This is a genomic window from Burkholderia sp. YIM B11467 (assembly GCF_052952715.1).
Map to the genome: position 1 here is coordinate 25,610 of NZ_JBQVSQ010000009.1, position 19,175 is coordinate 44,784.

17 protein-coding genes are annotated in these 19,175 nt (G+C 66.2%); 7 read left to right on the plus strand and 10 right to left on the minus strand.

Annotated elements, in window-relative coordinates:
* Positions 1-204: 204 nt before the first annotated feature.
* The 5 genes from ACTRWB_RS27415 to ACTRWB_RS27435 all read right to left on the minus strand — a co-directional run bounded on the left by ACTRWB_RS27415 (position 205) and on the right by ACTRWB_RS27435 (position 4,544).
* Entirely contained in the window at positions 205-1,122 is a 918-nt protein-coding gene (locus tag ACTRWB_RS27415; RefSeq protein ID WP_446903666.1) for a VOC family protein, read from the minus strand.
* A gap of 40 nt (positions 1,123-1,162) precedes the next feature.
* Complete coding sequence (locus ACTRWB_RS27420; protein ID WP_446903667.1) at positions 1,163-1,609, minus strand: DoxX family protein; 447 nt, start codon at positions 1,607-1,609, stop codon at positions 1,163-1,165.
* Between the two features lies 1 nt (position 1,610).
* Complete coding sequence (locus tag ACTRWB_RS27425) at positions 1,611-3,500, minus strand: amidohydrolase (protein ID WP_446903668.1); 1,890 nt, start codon at positions 3,498-3,500, stop codon at positions 1,611-1,613.
* Positions 3,501-3,519: 19 nt separating this feature from the next.
* A complete protein-coding gene (locus ACTRWB_RS27430; RefSeq protein ID WP_412023996.1) occupies positions 3,520-3,687 on the minus strand; it encodes a DUF1427 family protein in 168 nt (55 codons plus the stop codon).
* A gap of 170 nt (positions 3,688-3,857) precedes the next feature.
* Positions 3,858-4,544 (minus strand): hydrolase, encoded by a 687-nt coding sequence (locus ACTRWB_RS27435; protein WP_412023995.1) that lies wholly within the window; start codon positions 4,542-4,544, stop codon positions 3,858-3,860.
* Between the two features lie 322 nt (positions 4,545-4,866).
* Between ACTRWB_RS27435 and ACTRWB_RS27440 the strand changes: the two genes are divergently transcribed.
* Positions 4,867-5,148, plus strand: a complete 282-nt coding sequence (locus tag ACTRWB_RS27440) for a XapX domain-containing protein (RefSeq protein ID WP_412025614.1) — start codon at positions 4,867-4,869, stop codon at positions 5,146-5,148.
* A 236-nt stretch (positions 5,149-5,384) separates the two neighbouring features.
* Positions 5,385-6,293: a LysR family transcriptional regulator gene (locus tag ACTRWB_RS27445; RefSeq protein ID WP_446903669.1), complete on the plus strand. Its 909-nt coding sequence runs from the start codon at positions 5,385-5,387 to the stop codon at positions 6,291-6,293.
* Positions 6,294-6,322: 29 nt separating this feature from the next.
* Here ACTRWB_RS27445 and ACTRWB_RS27450 read toward each other — a convergent pair whose 3' ends face one another.
* Positions 6,323-7,786 (minus strand): mechanosensitive ion channel domain-containing protein, encoded by a 1,464-nt coding sequence (locus ACTRWB_RS27450; protein WP_446903670.1) that lies wholly within the window; start codon positions 7,784-7,786, stop codon positions 6,323-6,325.
* A gap of 280 nt (positions 7,787-8,066) precedes the next feature.
* On the minus strand, positions 8,067-9,860 hold the full coding sequence (locus tag ACTRWB_RS27455) for a winged helix-turn-helix domain-containing protein (protein WP_446903671.1): 1,794 nt from the start codon (positions 9,858-9,860) through the stop codon (positions 8,067-8,069).
* A 314-nt stretch (positions 9,861-10,174) separates the two neighbouring features.
* Between ACTRWB_RS27455 and ACTRWB_RS27460 the strand changes: the two genes are divergently transcribed.
* Positions 10,175-11,014: an HD domain-containing protein gene (locus ACTRWB_RS27460; protein ID WP_446903672.1), complete on the plus strand. Its 840-nt coding sequence runs from the start codon at positions 10,175-10,177 to the stop codon at positions 11,012-11,014.
* A 46-nt stretch (positions 11,015-11,060) separates the two neighbouring features.
* Here ACTRWB_RS27460 and ACTRWB_RS27465 read toward each other — a convergent pair whose 3' ends face one another.
* Both ACTRWB_RS27465 and ACTRWB_RS27470 read right to left on the minus strand, forming a co-directional pair.
* Positions 11,061-11,882, minus strand: coding sequence for an alpha/beta fold hydrolase (locus ACTRWB_RS27465; protein ID WP_446903673.1), 822 nt, complete (start codon positions 11,880-11,882; stop codon positions 11,061-11,063).
* A 71-nt stretch (positions 11,883-11,953) separates the two neighbouring features.
* A complete protein-coding gene (locus ACTRWB_RS27470; RefSeq protein ID WP_446903674.1) occupies positions 11,954-12,379 on the minus strand; it encodes a DUF3331 domain-containing protein in 426 nt (141 codons plus the stop codon).
* A 570-nt stretch (positions 12,380-12,949) separates the two neighbouring features.
* On the opposite strand from ACTRWB_RS27470, the gene ACTRWB_RS27475 reads away from it, so the two are divergent.
* Positions 12,950-13,771: an alpha/beta fold hydrolase gene (locus tag ACTRWB_RS27475; protein ID WP_412023986.1), complete on the plus strand. Its 822-nt coding sequence runs from the start codon at positions 12,950-12,952 to the stop codon at positions 13,769-13,771.
* A gap of 145 nt (positions 13,772-13,916) precedes the next feature.
* Here the strand turns inward: ACTRWB_RS27475 and ACTRWB_RS27480 are convergent, their stop codons facing one another.
* The gene (locus tag ACTRWB_RS27480; RefSeq protein ID WP_446903675.1) at positions 13,917-15,497 is read right to left on the minus strand and encodes an MFS transporter; all 1,581 of its coding nucleotides are present in this window, start codon (positions 15,495-15,497) and stop codon (positions 13,917-13,919) included.
* 83 nt (positions 15,498-15,580) lie between these two features.
* Here ACTRWB_RS27480 and ACTRWB_RS27485 point away from each other — a divergent pair, with 83 nt between their 5' ends.
* The 3 genes from ACTRWB_RS27485 to ACTRWB_RS27495 all read left to right on the plus strand — a co-directional run bounded on the left by ACTRWB_RS27485 (position 15,581) and on the right by ACTRWB_RS27495 (position 19,138).
* On the plus strand, positions 15,581-16,609 hold the full coding sequence (locus tag ACTRWB_RS27485) for an HlyD family secretion protein (protein WP_446903676.1): 1,029 nt from the start codon (positions 15,581-15,583) through the stop codon (positions 16,607-16,609).
* Positions 16,606-18,030, plus strand: a complete 1,425-nt coding sequence (locus ACTRWB_RS27490; protein WP_446903677.1) for an efflux transporter outer membrane subunit — start codon at positions 16,606-16,608, stop codon at positions 18,028-18,030. The genes ACTRWB_RS27485 and ACTRWB_RS27490 overlap by 4 nt, the downstream gene beginning before the upstream one ends.
* A gap of 85 nt (positions 18,031-18,115) precedes the next feature.
* Positions 18,116-19,138, plus strand: coding sequence for a LysR family transcriptional regulator (locus ACTRWB_RS27495; RefSeq protein ID WP_446903678.1), 1,023 nt, complete (start codon positions 18,116-18,118; stop codon positions 19,136-19,138).
* Positions 19,139-19,175: the final 37 nt, after the last annotated feature.

The following is a 19,175-nucleotide window of genomic DNA, read 5'->3' on the forward strand; positions in this document are numbered from 1 at the left end:
TCAGTGGGAAACGGTTTCGCGGGCTGCGCAGGGCGGTGCCTGACCGCACATCGTTGCGGCTCGACTCATATCCAATATATTTCGGATAACGATATATTTTGCGATGAAAGCATACGCCGCGTCACGTGTAGTGACGACACGCTTCAGGCGCCGGGCATGCCGGCGCCATTCACCACCAAGCAGAAAGCACCGCGTCGCCAGGCTTCACTTCGCGACGCTTGCGTGAATCTCGGCGATATAGCCGCCCGGGAACTGGACGATTGCCGCGTTACGACCGTCGGACGCGAACGGCGACACGAGCACGGTGACACCGGCTGCCTTGGCTTTCTCCAGCGTGGCGGACAGGTCCGGCACTTGATAACCGGTCATTTCGTGCCCGAACGGGTAAGGCAGCTGCCCATTCGTCACGAGCACGGTGATCTTGCCGAATCCCGATTCGATCCGGACACGGCGATAGGTGCCGTTCGGCTGCCCGATCTCGATACCGGGCGCGTTGGCCACGTCGGACACGACCTTGCCGTTCGAGAACTTGACGAAATCGTGGACGAATTTATGCAGGTTATTCCGCGATACGTACACCCGATTCTCGGGAATCGTCTGCAACGCATCGTAGTGCGGCGCCTGCGTATGCCAGTAGAGCTGCATCCTCACGCCGCCCGGCCACGAGATGACCGCATCGCGGCCGATCGGATCGGGGAACGTGTCCACGAGCACATCGGCGCCGTGTTCGCGCGCCACCTTCATCGCCACGTCCATGTCGGTCACGAGATAACCGGTGCGCTCCGTGCCGAACGGCGACGGCACCGGCGTCTTGAAACCGAACACGGAGATCGTGCCCGACGGCGTGAACACAAGCTGCGACATCGTCTGGCTCGGCGTCGGCGTGACCTGGAACACGCCCTGCTTCGACTTGCTGCCGCCGAACGTCGCGACGAAGCTGTCGGTGAAACGGTCAAAATCCCCGGGCGCCACGTACACGTGCGTCGTGTCGTATTGCGGACCGACGGCGAGCGTCGGCGCAAGCGTGGAGACGGCCTTGGGGGGCGTTGCGAACGAAGCGGGAGCGGCGACGAAACCACTCGCCAGCATCAGGGCCAACCATGCGGCGCGAACTGTCTTCATGACCGGACTTCCTTCTGGTTTCAATGGGCGGTTCGAACGATCACGCGCGCCCGTCGCCGTCCTCATGCTGGACATCGCCGAGCATGGTGACGAGGACGAGCGCCGCAATCAGCCCCAGGTGCTCGAAAAAACTGTTGAGCGCCATGAAGTGCGCCGTGCCCGTCTGGTTCCAGAAGTCGTTCGCCACGCACATCGCGACGAGCGTCAGCATGCCGAGGCTGCCGGCGCCGAGCCACGTGAAGCGGCGAAACACCACGCATAACGAACCGCCGATCTCGACCACAACCGCCAGTGCAGCCCACAGCGCGGGCGGGTGCAGGCCGAAACGCGCCTGCTCCGCGACCGCGCCGTCGAAATCCAGCGCCTTCGCGACGCCGCCGATCAGAAAGGCGGAGACCAGCGCAAGCCGTACCAGCGCTCCGACCCACGGCTGCGAAAGCAGGACTCGAATCCACCCGGGGCTGTACCGGCCAGTTGCAGTCGACATGTCAGATCGCCCAGCAGGAACAACCGAACGCGCCCCAGAAGCCCTTCGCGTCCGACGTCGGCAACGCGCTGCCCCACGCGCTCGCATGCGCATGTGCGTGCACGTTGCAGGCGCTCGCGCAGGCACACATCGCAGCGGCGGCCGCACGCTGCAGCGGTGCGCCGCTGCGCTGCGTCGCGCCCCAGCCGCCGTAGCCGCCGTACTCGCGCACCGGCGACCAGTCCGGCATCGCGGGCGGAATCGGCGCATCGTGCGACGCGAACGGGCCCGCACCCCATACGATCTTGCCGCCGACCACCGTCAGCAAGGCGGTCGTATCCGCGATATCGTCTTCCGCGCACGCGAAGAAATCGCGATCCGGGACCACCAGGTCGGCGAGCTGCCCGACCGCGACACGCCCTTTCTTGCCTTCCTCGTTCGAGAACCACGTCACGTACTCGGTCCACATGCGCAGCGCGGTTTCGCGATCGAGCAGGTTGCGTTGCGGGTACATCCGCAGGCCGCCGACCGTCTTGCCCGTCACGAGCCACGCGAGCGACACCCACGGGTTGTACGACGCGACGCGCGTTGCGTCGGTACCAGCCGAGACCTTGATGCCCTTCGACAACATCTTCGCGACGGGCGGTGTCGCTTCGGCCGCCTGCGCACCGTAGCGCTCGACGAAATACTCGCCCTGGTACGCCATCCGGTGCTGCACCGCGATGCCGCCACCCAGTGCCGCGATGCGGTCCATCGATTTTTCGGTAATGGTTTCCGCGTGATCGAAGAACCAGTTCAGCCCTTCGAGCGGAATGTCCTTGTTGACCTTCTCGAACACGTCCAGCGCGCGGCTGATCGTTTCGTCATAGGTCGCATGCATGCGCCACGGCCAGCGGTTCTGCGCGAGCACGCGCACGACGCCTTCGAGATCGTCTTCCATCTGTGCCGGCAGGTCCGGGCGCGCGACGCGGAAGTCCTCGAAATCGGCCGCGGAGAACACCAGCATTTCACCCGCGCCGTTGTTGCGGAAGTAGTCGGTGCCGTCGTGATACTTCGTGCTCTTCGTCCAGTTCACGAAGTCTTCCTTCTCCGCGTTCGGCTTCTGCGTGAACAGGTTGTACGCGATCCGGATCGTCATCTCGCCCGCATCGTGCAGCTTGCGGATCACTTCGTAATCGTCCGGATAATTCTGCGAACCGCCGCCCGCGTCGATCACGCCCGTCACGCCGAGGCGGTTCAACTCGCGCATGAAGTGGCGCGTCGAGTTGTACTGGTATTCGAACGGCAGCTTCGGCCCTTTCGCGAGCGTCGCGTAGAGAATCGTCGCGTTCGGGTTCGCGAGCAGCAGCCCGGTCGGGTTGCCCGCGGCGTCGCGCAGAATCGTGCCGCCCGGCGGCTCCGGCGTGTCCTTCGTGTAGCCAACCACGCGCAGCGCCGCTGCATTCAGCAGCGCGCGGTCGTACAGGTGCAGGATGAACACCGGCGTATCGGGCGCAGCCGCGTTGAGTTCGTCGATCGTCGGCAGGCGCTTCTCGACAAACTGGTGTTCGGTGAAGCCGCCGACCACGCGCACCCACTGCGGCGCGGGCGTGACGGCAACCTGCCGCTTCAGCATCTCCATCGCGACCGCGAGCGAAGGCACGCCGTCCCAGCGCAGCTCCATGTTGTAGTTCAAGCCACCACGAATCACGTGGCAGTGGTTGTCGATCAGGCCCGGCAGCACGGCACGGCCACCGAGGTCGACGACTTTCGTCGCGCGGCCGGCGAGCGGCATGACGTCCGCGTCGTTGCCAACCGCGACGAAGCGGCCTGCTGCTATTGCCACCGCTGTCGCGGTGGGGTTCGCGCGGTCGAGGGTCGTGAACCTTCCGTTGCGGAGGATCAGATCCGGTTGGGTCTCGGTTGCGGTCATATGCGTCACCTCGCTTCGATCAGAAGCCAAAAAGCTGTTTGAGGGTGGGGAGGGCCTGCACGCCGATCACCATGCCGAGCAACCCGACAAGGGCAATCAGCGGCGGTGCGGGAGAACGAACCTTGATCGCGCTGTAAATGACGCCGATCAGCAAGCCCGCACCCAGCGAAACCAGATAAGGTTCCATACGAACAATTTCCCGGACGAGTTGAATGGCAGGCCGTACGCCCTGGCAAACGCCCGGCGGGCGGCATCCGTGTATCGAACGGATTCCGCCGCCCGCGTTTGCGTATCGCCGATGTCACGCGTTCACAGGGAACGCGCGGCATCGGCATCGACAGTCGCGATCGACTGCGCTCACTTCGCCGGCACGGGCGCGAGCGACTCGTGCGGCGTTGCGGTGCGCGGTGCGGTCTTGTGGACCATCGTGTACGCGTAGTCCACGCCCATCCCGTACGCGCCCGAATGCTCCTTCGCGATCGCCATCACGGCGTCGTAGGTCTCACGGTGCGCCCAGTCGCGCTGCCACTCGAGCAGGACCTGCTGCCACGTCACCGGCACGACGCCGGCCTGCACCATCCGCTGCATCGCGAAGTCGTGCGCGTCCTTCGACGTGCCGCCCGATGCGTCGGCGACCATGTAGATCTCGTAGTCGCCTTCGAGCATCGCGCAAAGCGCGAACGTCGTATTGCAGACTTCCGTCCACAGGCCGGAGACGACCACCTTCTTGCGACCGTTCGCGGCGAGCGCGTCGCGCACCTTCTGGTCGTCCCACGAGTTCATCGACGTGCGTTCGAGCGTCTTCTGGTTCGGGAACACGTCGAGCAGCTCGGGATAGGTATGACCCGAGAAGCTTTCGCTTTCGACCGTCGTGATCGTGGTCGGGATGTTGAATGCCTTTGCGGCCTTCGCGAGCCCGACGACGTTGTTCTTCAGCGCCTGACGATCGATCGACTGCACGCCGAACGCCATCTGCGGCTGCTGGTCGATGAAGATCAGCTGGCTGTTCCCGGGGGTGAGTACTTCAAGCTTCGGATTGCTCATGACGGTGATGTCCTTTGACGCGGAGAAAAATGAAACCTGCCTCGCCGACCATGCCGGGGAGGCGCCTGATGCGCTGTGCCGGGAGGTTCGCCTGCCAGCCCGTGTCATTCAATACGCAAATTCATGGTAACGCCACTTAATCATTTCGATTAATAAAATACCCAAAACGCAGCCTTAAAAGATCTTAAATCGCTTGAATTCAATCGCCATGATCGACGTGGCCTGATACGCTGGTGACAGGCTTCACGCAAGGCGTTCGCGCGGTATTTGTCGGTAGTTATCCGTATTTCTCACACGGTTGCCATTCGCTTATGTTGGTTTTATGAAACCGTATATTTTTTCGCTATTCGCCGGAATTCTCGCCGGTATCGTTTACTACGTGATCGGCGTGCAATCGCCGGCACCGCCTACCGTCGCGCTGGTCGGTCTGCTGGGCATCCTTGCCGGCGAACAGATCCTTCCGCTCGCACGCCGGATGCTGTCGGGGAACCGACTGGGCACCGCGTGGAGTGAAGCGAAGTGCAGCCAGCACATGTTCGGCCCCTTGCCCGGCGCGCATGCGTCCAATGCCGCCGCGAAGCGCCCGCCATCGACGCCGACGTGACGCACCTCGATTGACCTGACTCGGGCGCGCCGACTGCCGCGCGCCCAGCTTCCGCGGCCAGCACCACGCGTTGCCGGCGCGGAAAACCGGTACGTATGAACATTGACGCTCGGGGCGCCGTCGACGACCTGCCCCGCCGTCCGGTTCCGGTACCCGGACGAATTGTTCCGATTCGTATTGGACTCCGCGGGTCTTGGCGATAACATGACAGCCCGACGCCCCCCGTGGAATTCACTATGAAGCTGTCATTCGAAGCGCTCGAAGCGCTGGACGCGATCGACCGCACCGGCACGTTCGCCGAAGCCGCGGAGCTCCTGCACCGCGTCCCGTCTGCGCTGACCTATCTCGTGCAAAAGCTCGAGAGCGACCTCGACGTCGCGCTGTTCGATCGCAGCGGGCGCCGCGCGAAGCTCACGCACGCCGGTCGCGTGGTCGTCGAAGAGGGCCGCCGGCTGCTGCATGCGGCCGAACAGCTCGAACTCAAGGCGCAGCGTGCGCAGCAAGGCTGGGAAACCGAGGTTCGCATCTGTATCGACGAGATCCTGCCGTTCGAGGCCTTGTGGCCGTACGTGCACACGTTCTACGGACTCGAGATGAACACGCGGCTGCGGCTGTCCACCGAAGTGCTCGGCGGCACCTGGGACGCGCTGATTTCGCGCCGCGCGGATCTCGTCGTCGGCGCGGCGGGCGAACCGCCGGAACTGCCGGACATCGTTGCGCGGCCGATCGGCACGCTCAAGCACGTGTTCGCCGTCGCCCCCAACCATCCGCTCGCGGCACTGCCCGAACCGCTGTCGATGGCGTCGGTCGTCGAGTATCGCGGCGCCGTCATCAGCGACACCTCCCGCGAACTGCAGCCGCGCTCGGTCGCCATCGATGCCGGGCAGCCGTATATCGCCGTACCGACGCTCGCCGCGAAACTGGCCGCGCAGTGCGAAGGGCTCGCCGTGGGCACGCTGCCGGATTGCATCGCGGCACGCGCGATCGCGCAGGGCAAGCTCGTCGCACGCCAGGTGACCGGCATGCGCGACACGACCCATTGCTATATTGCGTGGCGTGGCGACGAGGCCGGACGCGCGCTGCACTGGTGGGTCGATCAACTCGCCCGCCCCGATCTCGTCGACCGGTTCACCGCGTTCGCCTGACTCCGCCGCTCGGGCAACCTTCCATCGCGTCAGCCGAACGAATCGTGCAGGCGCTTCATCTCCTTCTCGAGCCACTCGATCAGGCTGAACGACGCATGCTCCTTCGCGGCCGGCGGGATCATCATCTTCTCCTCGGTCGCGATGTGCTCGGTGAGCGATTCGCACATCAACCGGCCCAGTTCGGGTTTCCTCGCGATCAGCGGCGTCAGGTCGCGACTGCTCAACTGATAGACCGTCACGGCAGTCACGGCGTAGACGCTCGCGTGAAGCCGCGTTCCGGCCAGCACGACGGACTGGCCGATCGCATCGCCGGGCGCCATCCGCCTGACTTCGATGTTGCCCGTGGCACTCGGCACGAACACCGACGCGACGCCGGACCCGACGATGGTCAACAGGCGTGAATCGGAATCCGACGCGTAGATCACGTCGCCCTTGTGGAACACACGGGACACCAGCGCATCGGCCAGCACCGCCAGATCGGCGTCGTCGAGCTGCTTGAAGAGGTCGACCGCGTGCAGCAGCCGTTGACCGCGCGACACCGGACGGTGCTCCGCGGCCGACCCCGCAAGCGGGCGCAACGCGATGTCCGCGGCGGCCAGATGCCGGTGGGCCAGATCGTAGAGCCGGTTGCGGACTACCCCCTTTTTCTGCAGCGAGTCGACGTAACAGACGAGCTCGTATTCGATCGCGTTGGCCCTGAACGCCTTGACGACCGACACCGGCGCCGGATTCGTCAGCACATCCAACGAACTGGCCGCGGCCCGATCGAGCGCATTGACGACGACGGCCGGCCGCACCTGGGGGTCGATCTCGACCGTCAGCGTCACACCGTGCACGCTCACGGGTTCGCTGAGATTGACGATCGTCGCTTTCGCGGCAACGCTGTTGGGCACGACGACCAGGTTGCCGAGGCTGTTGATCATCTTGGTCGCGCGCCAGTTGCTTTCGACGATCCGCCCTTCCAGATCGCCGATCGATACCGTATCGCCAAGACGAAACGGCTGGGTGGTATTCAGCACAAGGCCCGAGAACACATCGTTCAGCGTGTTCTGGACCGCCAAACCCAGGATCACGGCCATCGCGCCCGACGTCGCGACCACGCCGCTCAGCGGCAGTCCGAGGACATAGCCGAGCGCGGCTACCGCGGCGGCGCCGAACACGGCGCCCGCGGCGATGTCGTGAAACAGCCGCTGGTTGCGCCACGCGCGCGGCAACAGCAGATGGTCCAGCATCAGGCTGAACACCAGCGCGAACTGCAGCCACCATGCGACACCGATCACCTGAATCGCCAGCCGATCGAATCGGTCGGGCGACGGTGGCACCGCGAGCGGGCTCACGCCGGTTGCGAACAGCACATAGGTCAACGCGGCGAACGACGCGCAGCGCCAGACCGCTTTCGTCGTGGAACGGCCATGCCCGAGCAGCCGCCATGCGACGAGGTCGGCAACGACGATCGGCACGCCATAGGCGACCGTAGCGGACAGGTTCAGCATGCCGGATCGGGATGCGGACGCGCGGAAAGGTCGGACCGGGCAGGATTCATGCGTGAGTCGCTCGATTGCGCGCGAAGTCGCCGCGGCGGAGCAGTCGCCGCCGGCCTCCCCACGCTGGCATTCAGTGGCGTCGCGATATCGATGAGCGGCCGTGCAAGCAGTCTCCTGATCGCACGCCGGCCCATCGCCGACGGTCCCCGTGCAGGCAATGTAGACGCACCGGCCGGCCAGGTCCTGTGTTCAGGCTGAAACGTTCTGAATTCGTCGGCGGCGCGCGCCGTTACGCGTCGCGTCGCGGCAACTCGGCCTCGCCCGCCTCGAACCCGAGCGCGTGCACTTCGGACCATGCGTCGTGTACAACCTGTGTCGGCCCCGAGGTATGGGCGAGCGCGGCGGCATAGGCGGCCAGCAGACGCACGCGCGCATCCTCGCGCTCGCGCGTCTCGTCCACATTCCGCATCGCATCGAGCGCCGCGCGCGCCCGTTCGCGACACTCGTCCACGAGCGACAGGTCGAACAGGCACGGGACCGCGACAGCCGCAAGCGCGATGCCGACCCCGGCATCGCCGTTCGACGAGAAGGCCCAGTCGAGTGCCGCGCGCAGATTGCCGAGTTCGCGGCGAATCACGTCGAGCCGCGATTCGGCCAGCGACCCGTCGTCGCTGCCCGGTGCAAGCCTGAACAACGTATGGAAGTAGTTCGCATGCGCGCGTGCCGCGGCCGCGCATTCGCCGTTGTTCTCGAGCTGCTTCAGCGCATAGGCGCGCGTCGTCGTCAGCAACCGGTAGCGCGGCCCGCCGTGTGCATTCTCGAGGCTCAGGAGCGACTTCGATACGAGGCCGGCGATCGTGTCGAGCAGGTCCGCATCGGCCAGCCCCTTCATCCCGACGATGTCGCGCACCGCGTCGATCGAGAAACTGTCGCGGAACACGCCGAGCCATCGCAACAACAGGCGCTCCGCGTCGCCAAGCAGGCGGTAGCTCCAGTCGTACATCGCCTGCAGCGTCTGATGCCGGGGCAATGCGGTGCGAAAACCGCCGGTCAGCAACCGGAAATGGTCGTCGAGATGGGCGGCCAGCACGTCGATGCCGAGCACGGCCGCGCGGGCGGCGGCCAGTTCGATGGCGAGCGGCAGACCGTCGAGGCGCCGACAGACCGACGCCATCAGCGCCAGGCTCCGTTCGTCGAGCGGAAAGCGCGGATCGGCGGCACGCGCGCGCGCCGAAAACAATTGCACCGCGCTTGCGCTCAGGGTCTCGCCTTCGTCGGCGCCCTCGCCGGGCACCTCGAGCGGTGGAATCGGACACAGCCGTTCGCCCTGGATACGTAGCGCCTCGCGGCTGGTTGCGAGGACGTACAACCCGGCATCGGATTCGGTCAGCGCGGTCGCGATCTGCGCGGCGGCGTCGAGCAGATGCTCGCAATTGTCGAGCACGAGCAGCATCCGGCGATGCGCGACGCTCGCCAGCACCGCTTCGAGCGTCAACGATCCGGCCGGGTGCACGATGTCGAACGCGCCCGCCAGCGCGTCGGGTACGAATTGCGGACAGGCCACCGTGGCCAGCGACACGAACGCGGCACCATCGGGAAAGCTAGCCTCGGCCCGCATCGCGGCTTCGATCGCGACCCGCGTCTTGCCGATGCCGCCCGCCCCGACCAGCGTCACGACGCGCGCGGTGTCGAGCGCCGCAAGTACATCGGCGACGGTCTGCTCCCGGCCGACGAGTGCGGTCGGCGTGGGCGCCAGCCGCGATGTCGCGGGGCGCACGGGTGCCGCGCCTTCGGCTTGTCCGCCGACCAGCCGATAACCGCGCCCGGGCACCGTGATGATCAGGTTCCGGTCGTCGGCCAGCGCCTTGCGCAACGCGGCGATATGCACCTGCAGATTGTTTTCCTCGACGATCGTGTGCGGCCACACGCGCTGCATGATCTCGTCCTTCGACACCAATGCGCCGTTCGCCCGAATCAGCAGTTCGAGAATTTCGAACGCACGACTGCCGATACGCAGCAGCTTGCCGTTCGCGCGAATTTCACGTCTGTCGAGAAAAACGTGAAGCGTTCCAATCCGGATCATGGGAATCTTTAATCGATTTCATTCATCGATGCCCTGTCAAAAATGACACCGATTTGCCGCAATGCTACGGCATTTGCGTTGCAAAATGATTCAAATTATCAGAACGGAAGATGCAAATTTTTTGAATCGATGAAAACCACGATCGCCGCGACACGAACAGTGTGCACGCCGCGGCCCGCCCGGCACGGGCCGCCAACGGATCCCGCATTTCCGTCAATGCGCGAAAAAGTCATTCACCCATGAACCCGTTTCATACGATAAAACGACCGCTAATTCGGAATTCATTTTTCGACCGATTCAATTGACGTGGCGAATTGAACGATTGGCGTTTACAGCCAGGTAAAAACGACGTGCAAGGTCCACCGGAACCGATTCCTTACTCGACGATCGGTCGGTTTTTCCTTTTCAGGACGATTCAGGCTCCGCTAAGGACATTCAGCCGCGCAACGCGAGACGATACTTCGACGACGCCAGTGTCGAGCGACCGCCGTCGCGCCGCAAGGAACACGACCATGGGCAACCGCATCGCCGGCATCCGGATTCCCGACAGCCCCATCGCACGGGAGGCCGCCGCGATCGTACGCGCCAGCGAACCGGAACTCCTGGCCCGGCACGCGCTGCGCGTGTTCGCGTTTGCATCGATCATCGGGCTGCGTCGCAACATCGCGTTCGACGCCGAGCTCCTGTACGTCGCCGCGCTGTTCCACAACTTCGGGCTGACGGAGCATTACCGGCATTCGCGCCGGCGCTTTGAAATCGACGGTGCGAACGTCGCTCACGCATTCCTCGGAGGATACGGTGTCGCCGCCGACGATGCGGCGGAGGTGTGGCGTGCGATCGCGCTGCACACGACCTTCGGCATTCACCCGTACATGACACCGTTGACGGCGTTGCTTGGCGCAGGCATCGAGACGGACCTCTTCGCGCGGCACTTCGACGAAGTGAGCCGCTCCGAACGCGACGAGATCGTGAACGCGTGGCCGCGCGGCCCGTGTTTCAAGGAGCTGTTCCTCGAGGCGCTCGCCGCGGGCACCGCGCATCGCCCCGCCACCGCGTTCGGCAACGTCTGCGCCGACGTGCTCGAGCGTTGCGACCCGGACTATCGTCGGACGAATTTCTGCGGCCTGGTGCTCGGGTCGAAATGGACGGAGTGAGCAGGCCGGTCGGCCGTGCGCACTCCGTCGCGTCAATGCCGCCGCGTCACGCGCGAACGAACGCCAGCAGTTCGTCGTTCAGGCGTTGCGCGTGCGTCAGATACAGCGCGTGCGGGCCGCCCTCGTAGATGCTCAGCGTCGCGTGCGGCACGCGCTTCGCCGCGACGGCGCCCGTGAGCGCGAGCGGCACCGTCTGGTCGTCGTCGCCGTGAATCACGAGCGTCGGGATGTCGAACTTGTCGAGATCCGCCCTGAAATCGGTTTCGGAAAACGCGCCGACGCAATCGAGCGTCCCCTTCAAGCCGCCTTGCAGCGCCATGAAGGACGACCAGTCGAGCGCGGCGCGCGAGATCGCCGACGTGGGCCGGTTCGAACCGGTGAACAACGGCCAGAAGTGCTCGAAGAATGCCGCGCGGTCGGCCACGATGCCCGCGCGCATCCCGTCGAACACGGCCACGTCGACGCCTTCCGGATGGTCGTCACGCCGTGCAACCAGCGGCGTCACCGACCCGACCAGCACGGCCTTCGCGATGTGTCGCGTGCCGTGCCGGCCGATGTAGCGAGCCACTTCGCCGCCGCCCATCGAGAAACCGACGAGCGTCACGTCGCGCAGCCCGAGTGTCTCGATCAGCGTCGCGAGATCGTCCGCCAGCGTGTCGTAGTCGTAGCCCGTCCACGGCTGGCTCGACCGGCCGAAACCGCGCCGATCGTACGCGATACCGCGAAAGCCGTTCGACGCGAGATGATGCATCTGGACGTCCCACATGTCCGCGTTCAACGGCCAGCCGTGAATGAACACGACCGGGCGCCCCGCGCCCCAGTCCTTGTAGTGAATCGAAACGCCGTCGCGTGTCGTGAACGTGCTCATCAAGATTCCTCATCGGTGAAAATACGGCGGCCGCCGGACGTGCCCGGCGGATGGGGCACATCGTTCCGGCGTCACGAATGGGACAGCCTGACGATGAACCGGTCGAGTTCGGACGCGAGGATCACCTCCCAGTAGTTCGCGGGGCGCTTCGCGCCGCGCCACTGCGGCTTGTAGATCGCGTCGCCGGTGTGAATCGTCTGCCCCGTCAGCGCGCAGCGCCCGAGGGAGCGGGACTTCGCGCTGATCCAGCGCTGCTCGTCATAACGACAGCGCGTCGGATCGCTCCACGAGATCAATACCGACGAATCGGTCTGCCGCTCGGCCGCGACGATCGCGCACCGGCGGCGCACGCCACCGCTCGACGCCGCCGGCGTTTCGTCGCGATGGCGACGTCGCGCGGCGTCCGGGTCGCGCAGATGCGGCGGCGCGCAGCGGCTCGCGGCGGGCGACGGGTCGAGCAGCGTCATCACGTGCTCCCAGCGATTGAATTCGTCCATGGCGGCGTATCCAGGCAAGTGGCGAGGGGTCCGGATGTCGTGCATCCACCGCATCGCGAACGTCGTCCTTCGACGCGAACCGGCACTGACCCGCGACGGGATGACCTGATGCTGACAATAGCGGGCCGCCGCTGAAGAGTCTTGATTCCATGCTTAATTTTTCTGGCACACGTGCTCGCACGGCGGATGGCACGCACCGCCGCCGCGTTCAAGACAATTCAGCGGGAATTCAGTACAGGCCGCATGGCCCCGCGATAGGCTCCAGTCGGCGTTCGTTCGCTACCGCTGCGTGCCTGCCGGCCCGCAATCGCGAACGCACGCCGGCTGCCGGCGGGAGTGCCGCCTGCGGGCAGAACCGAACCGAACCATCCATTCATTCAACGCGGCATCGTTGTACCGCACGTTCAAGGAGCCTCAATGCGTCCCGCAGATTCCGACGCCGTTCCCTCGGCACGCCGCCGAGACATGCTGCTCGCCGGCGCGACCGCCGTTGCAGCCGCCGCGCTGCCGGCTGCCGCCGCAGCCGCCGCCCCGAAACACGCCGCTTCCGGCCATCAAGGAGCCCATGCGATGAACACGATCACCACCCAGGACGGTACGCAGATTTACTTCAAGGACTGGGGCAGCGGTCGCCCGGTCGTGTTCTCGCACGGCTGGCCGCTGTGCGCCGACGCATGGGACCCGCAGATGCTGTTCCTGGTGCAGCACGGTTATCGCGTGATCGCGCACGACCGCCGCGGTCACGGCCGTTCGAGCCAGCCGTCGCACGGCAACGACATGGACACGTATGCCGACGATCTCGCCGCGCTGATGAATGCGCTCGACCTGCGCGAAGCAACGCTCGTCGGCCATTCCACCGGCGGCGGCGAAGTTGCGCACTACATCGGGCGTCACGGCACGAAGCGCGTGTCGAAGGCCGTGCTGATCGGCGCCGTGCCGCCGCAGATGGTGAAATCGGCGTCCAATCCGGGCGGTTTGCCGATGGACGTATTCGACGGTATCCGCAAGAACGTCGCCGAGAACCGCTCGCAGTTCTACAAGGATCTCGCCGTGCCGTTCTTCGGCTTCAACCGTCCGGACGCCAAAGTGTCGCAAGGCACGATCGACGCGTTCTGGGCGCAGGGCATGATGGGCGGCGCCTATGGCCAGTATCTGTGCGTCAAGGAATTCTCCGAGGTCGACTACACCGAAGACCTGAAGAAGATCGACGTCCCGACGCTGATCCTGCACGGCGACGACGACCAGATCGTGCCGATCGACGATTCGGGCCGCCTGTCCGCGAAAATCGTGAAGCACGCGCAACTCAAGGTGATCCCCGGTGGCGCGCACGGAATGTGTGTCGTCAATGCCGACCAGATCAATGCCGAGTTGCTCGCATTCCTGAAGGCGTAAGCGGCGCCGCACGGCGCGCCGGACCATCGCGCCGGCGCGCCTTTTAGCATTTTTCAGGATTTTTCAGGTCGCCGCCATTCCGTTGCGACATGCGCGATCGTTAAGATCGTCGATGCGCGACCTGCGCCGATCCGGCCTCGGGCGCTCACGGCGCACGCGCCGGCCTGAGCAGCATCCCGATCAACACCCCCGCGACCGCGAACGCCGTCGCGACCTGGAAATTGTCGGCCAGCGCGAGCGTGGTCGCCTGGACGCGGACCGCCCGGTCGAGCAGCGCGTAAGCCGCCTGGTCGCCCGTCGCGAAGGTCGCGCCGTGCGACACGAGCGACGCCGCGCCGGCCCGCAAGCGCTCCAGCGTTTGCGGATCCGACAGCGTGACATGCAGACCGACGAGATTCGAATGGGTAGCCTCCATGATGCGCTGGATCACCGCGATCGACGTCGTGCCGAGCTGCCCGCTCAGCAGGCGCGTCGTCTGCACGACGGCGCCGAAGGTCAGCGCATGCTCGGCCGTCACATGCTTGCCGAAGAAGAACACGACCGACGTGAGCGCCATGGTCTGCCCCAACGCCTGAAGCAGCTGCGACGGGATGAAGTCGGGTTCGGCCCAGGCCGACGTGAGCTGCGCGCCGAGCGCGAACGCGACCGCCACCATCGCGAAGCCGATCACGATCAGCCGGCGCGGATCGACGCGTTGCAGCAGCCACGCGACGCACGGCGCGAACAGCAGCTGCGGAATCGCGATCCAGCGCAGCGTATCGCCGATCTGCAGCGGACGAAGCCCGTAGGTGCTCGCCAGAAACGCCGACGGAATGAAGCTCGTGTTGAGCACCGTAAAGCGCACGAGGCCGACGAGCAGGATCAGCAACGCGACGTTGGGCAGCGCGAGGTAGCCGAGATCGAGCCCGGCCCGTCGCGACGCCAGTTCGTGAATCAGGAACGCGGCCACCATCACGATGCCGATGCCCAGCAGCGCGACGATCAGCGGCGACTGGAACCAGAACAGCCGCTCGCCCTGATCGAGCGCGATGCACAGGCACGCGAACCCGCCGGCGCCGAGCAGCATGCCGCGCGTGTCGATACCGGACGCGAAACGCTTGATCGGCTCGTTGGACAGCGACAGCATCAGGCACACGATGAACGGCACGGTCAGCAGCGCGTTCTGCCAGAACAGCCAGCGCCAGCTCAGGTGTTCGCTGTACCACCCTTCGAGCGTCGCCGACAGGTTGAGCGACATCTCGAGGTTCATCGCATACGCGGCGATGCCGAACGGAATGAGGCGCGGCGGCAGCGTGCGGACGACGAACCCGACGGTCAGCGGCACGAACACGCCGGACGCGAGGCCGGCAAGGCTCTGGAACACGATGAACGTGCCGAAGTTCGTGCACAGCGGGAGCACGCTTTCGACCACCAGGAAAATCGCGGCGCCCGCCAGCAGCACGCGACGCGTACCGAACACGAACGCCGCCGCGATCGCGAGCGGTCCGACGAACATCTGCGACGCGATGAACGCGGTGTTGATCCACGCGCCTTCGTCGAACCCGACGCCGAGCGCGCCGCGCACGTCGGCGAGCCCGAGCGATGTAATGCGCGACGTCAGCGTCGAGATGATCGCGCCGAGCAGCACGGCGACGATCGCGGCAATCGAGCGAAACGTCGGTATGTCGGCGGCCGGCGTCGTGGCCGGCCCCGGTGTCGCGCCACCGGGGGCGAACGTGGTGTTCATCGTCGAGCGGCTCCCGCACAAAAAGCTCGCGCAAGCATAGCGCGATGTGAAGAACCCTGTCTGTTTGATGGAGTATCCCGACCGTGACCCCGAACTCGCCGGACACGCCGTCCACTCCCGTCGCGCGATCGCGCAAGTGGCCGGTCGTGCTGATCGCCGGATCCGCGCTGCTGCTCGTCGCGCTGCTGGTCTATGAATTCGACGCGCACGACCGCGGCACCGACGACGCGTACGTGACGGGCCACCTGCACGTGATCTCGCCGCGCGTGGCCGGCACGGTCGAGCGCGTACTGGTGAACGACAACCAGTTCGTGCACGCGGGCGACCCGCTCGTCCGGCTCGACCCGCGCGACTTCGACGTACGCGTCGCGCTCCAGCGCGCACGCGTTGCGCAGGCGCACTCCGACGCAAGCCGCGCGAAGGCACTGGTCGAGCAGGCCGACGCGACGCTCGTGTCCGCGCAGGCCGACACCGAGAAGGCCGAACTCGATTACGCCCGGGCGCGCGAACTGACTCGCGAAACACCGCGCGGATTGTCGCAGCAGGAATTCGATGCGGCCAACGCGGCACGCAAGTCGGCCCGCGCACGCATCGACGCGGCCGACGCGCAACGACGCAGCGCGCAGGCCGCGTGGCAGGCCGCCGATGCCGTGTCGAACCAGAACGACGCCGAGTTGCGCGACTCGCTGCTCCAGCTCGAGTACACGACCGTCGTGGCGCCGTCGGACGGTTATGTCGGCAAGAAGACTGTCGAGACCGGCGAGCATGTCGCGCCCGGCCAGGCGCTGCTCACGCTCGTCGAGCCGCACCCATGGGTGGTCGCGAACTTCCGCGAAACCCAGCTCCGGCACGTCCGCACCGGCGACGTCGTGCAGTTGCGCTTCGACGCGCTGCCGGACCGGACCTTCAACGGACACGTCGACAGCCTGTCGCCCGCGACCGGCGGGCAATTCTCGCTGCTGCCGCCGGACAACGCGACCGGCAACTTCACGAAGGTCACGCAGCGGGTGCCCGTCAAGATCCTGCTGGATGGTCCGGCCTCGGCCGAGCCGCGCATTCGGCCCGGCCTGTCGGTAATCGTGTCGTTGCAACGCGAGCGCGCGCAGCCATGACCCGCATCGCCGCCCTGCTTGCCGCCGGCCTGCTGAGCGCGTGCACGATCACGCCGCGCCCGCTTGCCCCCGTGCCGGTCGGAACCGACCGGTTCCGCCATGCCGAAACGGCGAATGAACCTGCATCGCCGCTCGTCGAATGGCCCGCATGGTTCGGCGCGCCGCCGCTCGTCACGCTCGTCGATGCCGCGCTCGCCGGCAACCAGGACATCCGCGCCGCGGCCGCGCGCGTCGACCAGGCGCAGGCGCTGCTCGGCGAGCGCGAAGCGGCACTGGCGCCAACCGTCGGCGTCGATCCGTCGTTCAGCCGCGCGCGCGTGTCCGGCACGGTCGACAACGCATTGCCGAAACGCACGATGCACAACTGGTCGGTGCCGTTCAACGCCAGCTATGAAGTCGATCTGTGGGGGCGCCTGCGCGGCGACGCGGAGATCGGCAGGCAGAACGTGCTGCAAGCGGCCGCGGATCGCGCGGCCGTTCGCCTGCGCGTCGCGACCGACGTCGCGAGCGACTACCTGACGCTCCATTTCGTCGAACGGGATCTCGCGACACTCGCCCGCGCGATCGAGCTGCGACGCACCGCGCTCGACGTGATCGCCGCGCGCGTGCGGGCCGGCGCGGCGAGCGATCTCGACGCACTGCGCGCGGCGGCCGATCTCGATACGGCGCGCGCCGATCTCGCGGACAGCCAGCGGCTGCGCGACAACCTCGTCGACGCGCTCGCCGTGCTGACCGGGGTCTCGCCGACCGCCTTCGCCGTCGCACCGACCGCATCGGCCATTCGTGTGCCGGAGGTGCCGCCCGGCCTGCCGTCCGCGCTGCTCGCGCAACGGCCGGACCTCTACGCAGCGGCGCGCCGCGCCGACGCGGCGTCGCTCGAAATCGGCGTCGCCCGCACCGCGTGGCTGCCGACGTTGACGCTGACCGCACAGGGCGGATTCGCGAGCCGCGACCTCGGCACGTTTCTCGACCGCAACAGTTCGCTGTGGGGCCTCGGGGCGAGCGTGGCCGAGACGTTGTTCGACGGCGGCAAGCGCGACGCCGCGGTGGCCGCCGCGACGGCAGGCGCGGACCTCGCCGACGCGAACTATCGCGCGACCGCGCTGGGTGCGCTGCGCGAGGTTCAGGACGCGCTCAACGACATCACCGCGCAGAAGGACCGGATCGTGCGCTACGACAGCGCGGCGCGCGCCAGCGAAGCAGCAGCGCGGTTGTCGCTGAGCCGCTACGCGCACGGCTACGTCAGTTATCTCGAAGTGATCGATTCGGACCGCGACGCACTGAATGCGCAACGCCAGCTGATTCATAGCCGCCAGGCACTCGCCATCGCGACCGTCAATCTCGTGCGTGCGCTGGGCGGCGGATGGACGCCGCCCGCGTCGACACCGGCGAGCGATGCGAAACACGCCGACCGGTTCTGAAGAAAAATGAATGCGCCCGCCGCGTTCCTTCGACCAGCCTCACGTATTTTCATATCGCTCTTCAGCTTACCTAACGTTTTTTGTGTTGCTCCGCACCGGTGCGCCGCATAGATTGATCACAACCGAATTCACCGATGCGAGACCTGTCATGGATCGCCTGAAAACACTCGAGATACTCAGGACGGTTGCCGAACTGGGCAGCTTCACGAGAGCCGCCGAGGCCCACCGGCTCGGCGTCTCCTGCATCAGCCGTACGATCCAGTGCCTGGAGACGTCGCTTGGCGTGCTGCTGTTTCACCGCACGACGCGCAAAGTGACGCTGACGCGCGTCGGCCAGGACGTGCTCGAGCAGGCGGTCGCGCTGCTGCAGCAATACGAGCACTTTTCCGTCTGCTGTCATGCCAATGCCAACGAGATGCAGGGCGACATCTCGCTCGAGGTCTCGAACCTGTTCGGCGTCGATCGCCTGGTGCCGGTCCTGGCCGATTTCAATGTGCAGCATCCGCTCGTGCGCATCCGCGTCGACTGGGTCGATCACCCGAGCGCGGCCCTCAGCGGCGAAGCGGATCTGTCGATCGTCACCGAACGAACGTCGAGCCTGACATGCATCGAGCGCCGCCTCGGGCGCATCCCGATGGGCCTTTACGCGAGTCCGCGGTTTCGCATCGCGCGCGGTGCAGCGAAGAATCCGCAGGCGCTCGAACGCCTGGATGTGCATCGCGGCAAGCCGGGTAGCGGCGGATCAGCGTGGCCGCTGCGACACCGGCGCACCGGCGCGACCGCCGAGATACGGCTGGCAGGCGCGATCCGCTCGAACTGCCTCGATACGCTGATTCTCGCGACGACGCGCGGCACCGGGTTCGCCGTGCTTCCGGAGCATCTTGCGCGGCCGCTCGAACGCAACGGCGAACTGGTTCGCCTGCTGCCCGACTGGCAGGTAGACGACCTCGACGCGTCGCTGCTCTATCACTCGCGCCGGAACCTGCCGGCGCGCATCCGATCGCTCGCCGAGCATCTCGTCGCCGCGTTCGACGACAACCCCGCCGCGCGGCACGACGCGCCTGTCGTCACGCACCTCGTGGATGCCGACAACGCAGTCGCTGCATGAATGCCGCTGTTCGCGTCTTCGCGTCCGCAGCCGGCGT

Excerpts from the sequence above, each read along its gene's own strand:
- ACTRWB_RS27470 (WP_446903674.1), bottom strand. The coding sequence starts at position 12,379 with ATGGACGAATTCAATCGCTGGGAGCACGTGATGACGCTGCTCGACCCG.
- ACTRWB_RS27465 (WP_446903673.1), bottom strand. The coding sequence starts at position 11,882 with ATGAGCACGTTCACGACACGCGACGGCGTTTCGATTCACTACAAGGAC.
- ACTRWB_RS27455 (WP_446903671.1), bottom strand. The coding sequence starts at position 9,860 with ATGATCCGGATTGGAACGCTTCACGTTTTTCTCGACAGACGTGAAATT.
- ACTRWB_RS27420 (WP_446903667.1), bottom strand. The coding sequence starts at position 1,609 with ATGTCGACTGCAACTGGCCGGTACAGCCCCGGGTGGATTCGAGTCCTG.
- ACTRWB_RS27440 (WP_412025614.1), top strand. The coding sequence starts at position 4,867 with ATGAAACCGTATATTTTTTCGCTATTCGCCGGAATTCTCGCCGGTATC.
- ACTRWB_RS27425 (WP_446903668.1), bottom strand. The coding sequence starts at position 3,500 with ATGACCGCAACCGAGACCCAACCGGATCTGATCCTCCGCAACGGAAGG.
- ACTRWB_RS27415 (WP_446903666.1), bottom strand. The coding sequence starts at position 1,122 with ATGAAGACAGTTCGCGCCGCATGGTTGGCCCTGATGCTGGCGAGTGGT.
- ACTRWB_RS27475 (WP_412023986.1), top strand. The coding sequence starts at position 12,950 with ATGAACACGATCACCACCCAGGACGGTACGCAGATTTACTTCAAGGAC.
- ACTRWB_RS27445 (WP_446903669.1), top strand. The coding sequence starts at position 5,385 with ATGAAGCTGTCATTCGAAGCGCTCGAAGCGCTGGACGCGATCGACCGC.
- ACTRWB_RS27450 (WP_446903670.1), bottom strand. The coding sequence starts at position 7,786 with ATGCTGAACCTGTCCGCTACGGTCGCCTATGGCGTGCCGATCGTCGTT.
- ACTRWB_RS27435 (WP_412023995.1), bottom strand. The coding sequence starts at position 4,544 with ATGAGCAATCCGAAGCTTGAAGTACTCACCCCCGGGAACAGCCAGCTG.
- ACTRWB_RS27490 (WP_446903677.1), top strand. The coding sequence starts at position 16,606 with ATGACCCGCATCGCCGCCCTGCTTGCCGCCGGCCTGCTGAGCGCGTGC.
- ACTRWB_RS27480 (WP_446903675.1), bottom strand. The coding sequence starts at position 15,497 with ATGAACACCACGTTCGCCCCCGGTGGCGCGACACCGGGGCCGGCCACG.
- ACTRWB_RS27430 (WP_412023996.1), bottom strand. The coding sequence starts at position 3,687 with ATGGAACCTTATCTGGTTTCGCTGGGTGCGGGCTTGCTGATCGGCGTC.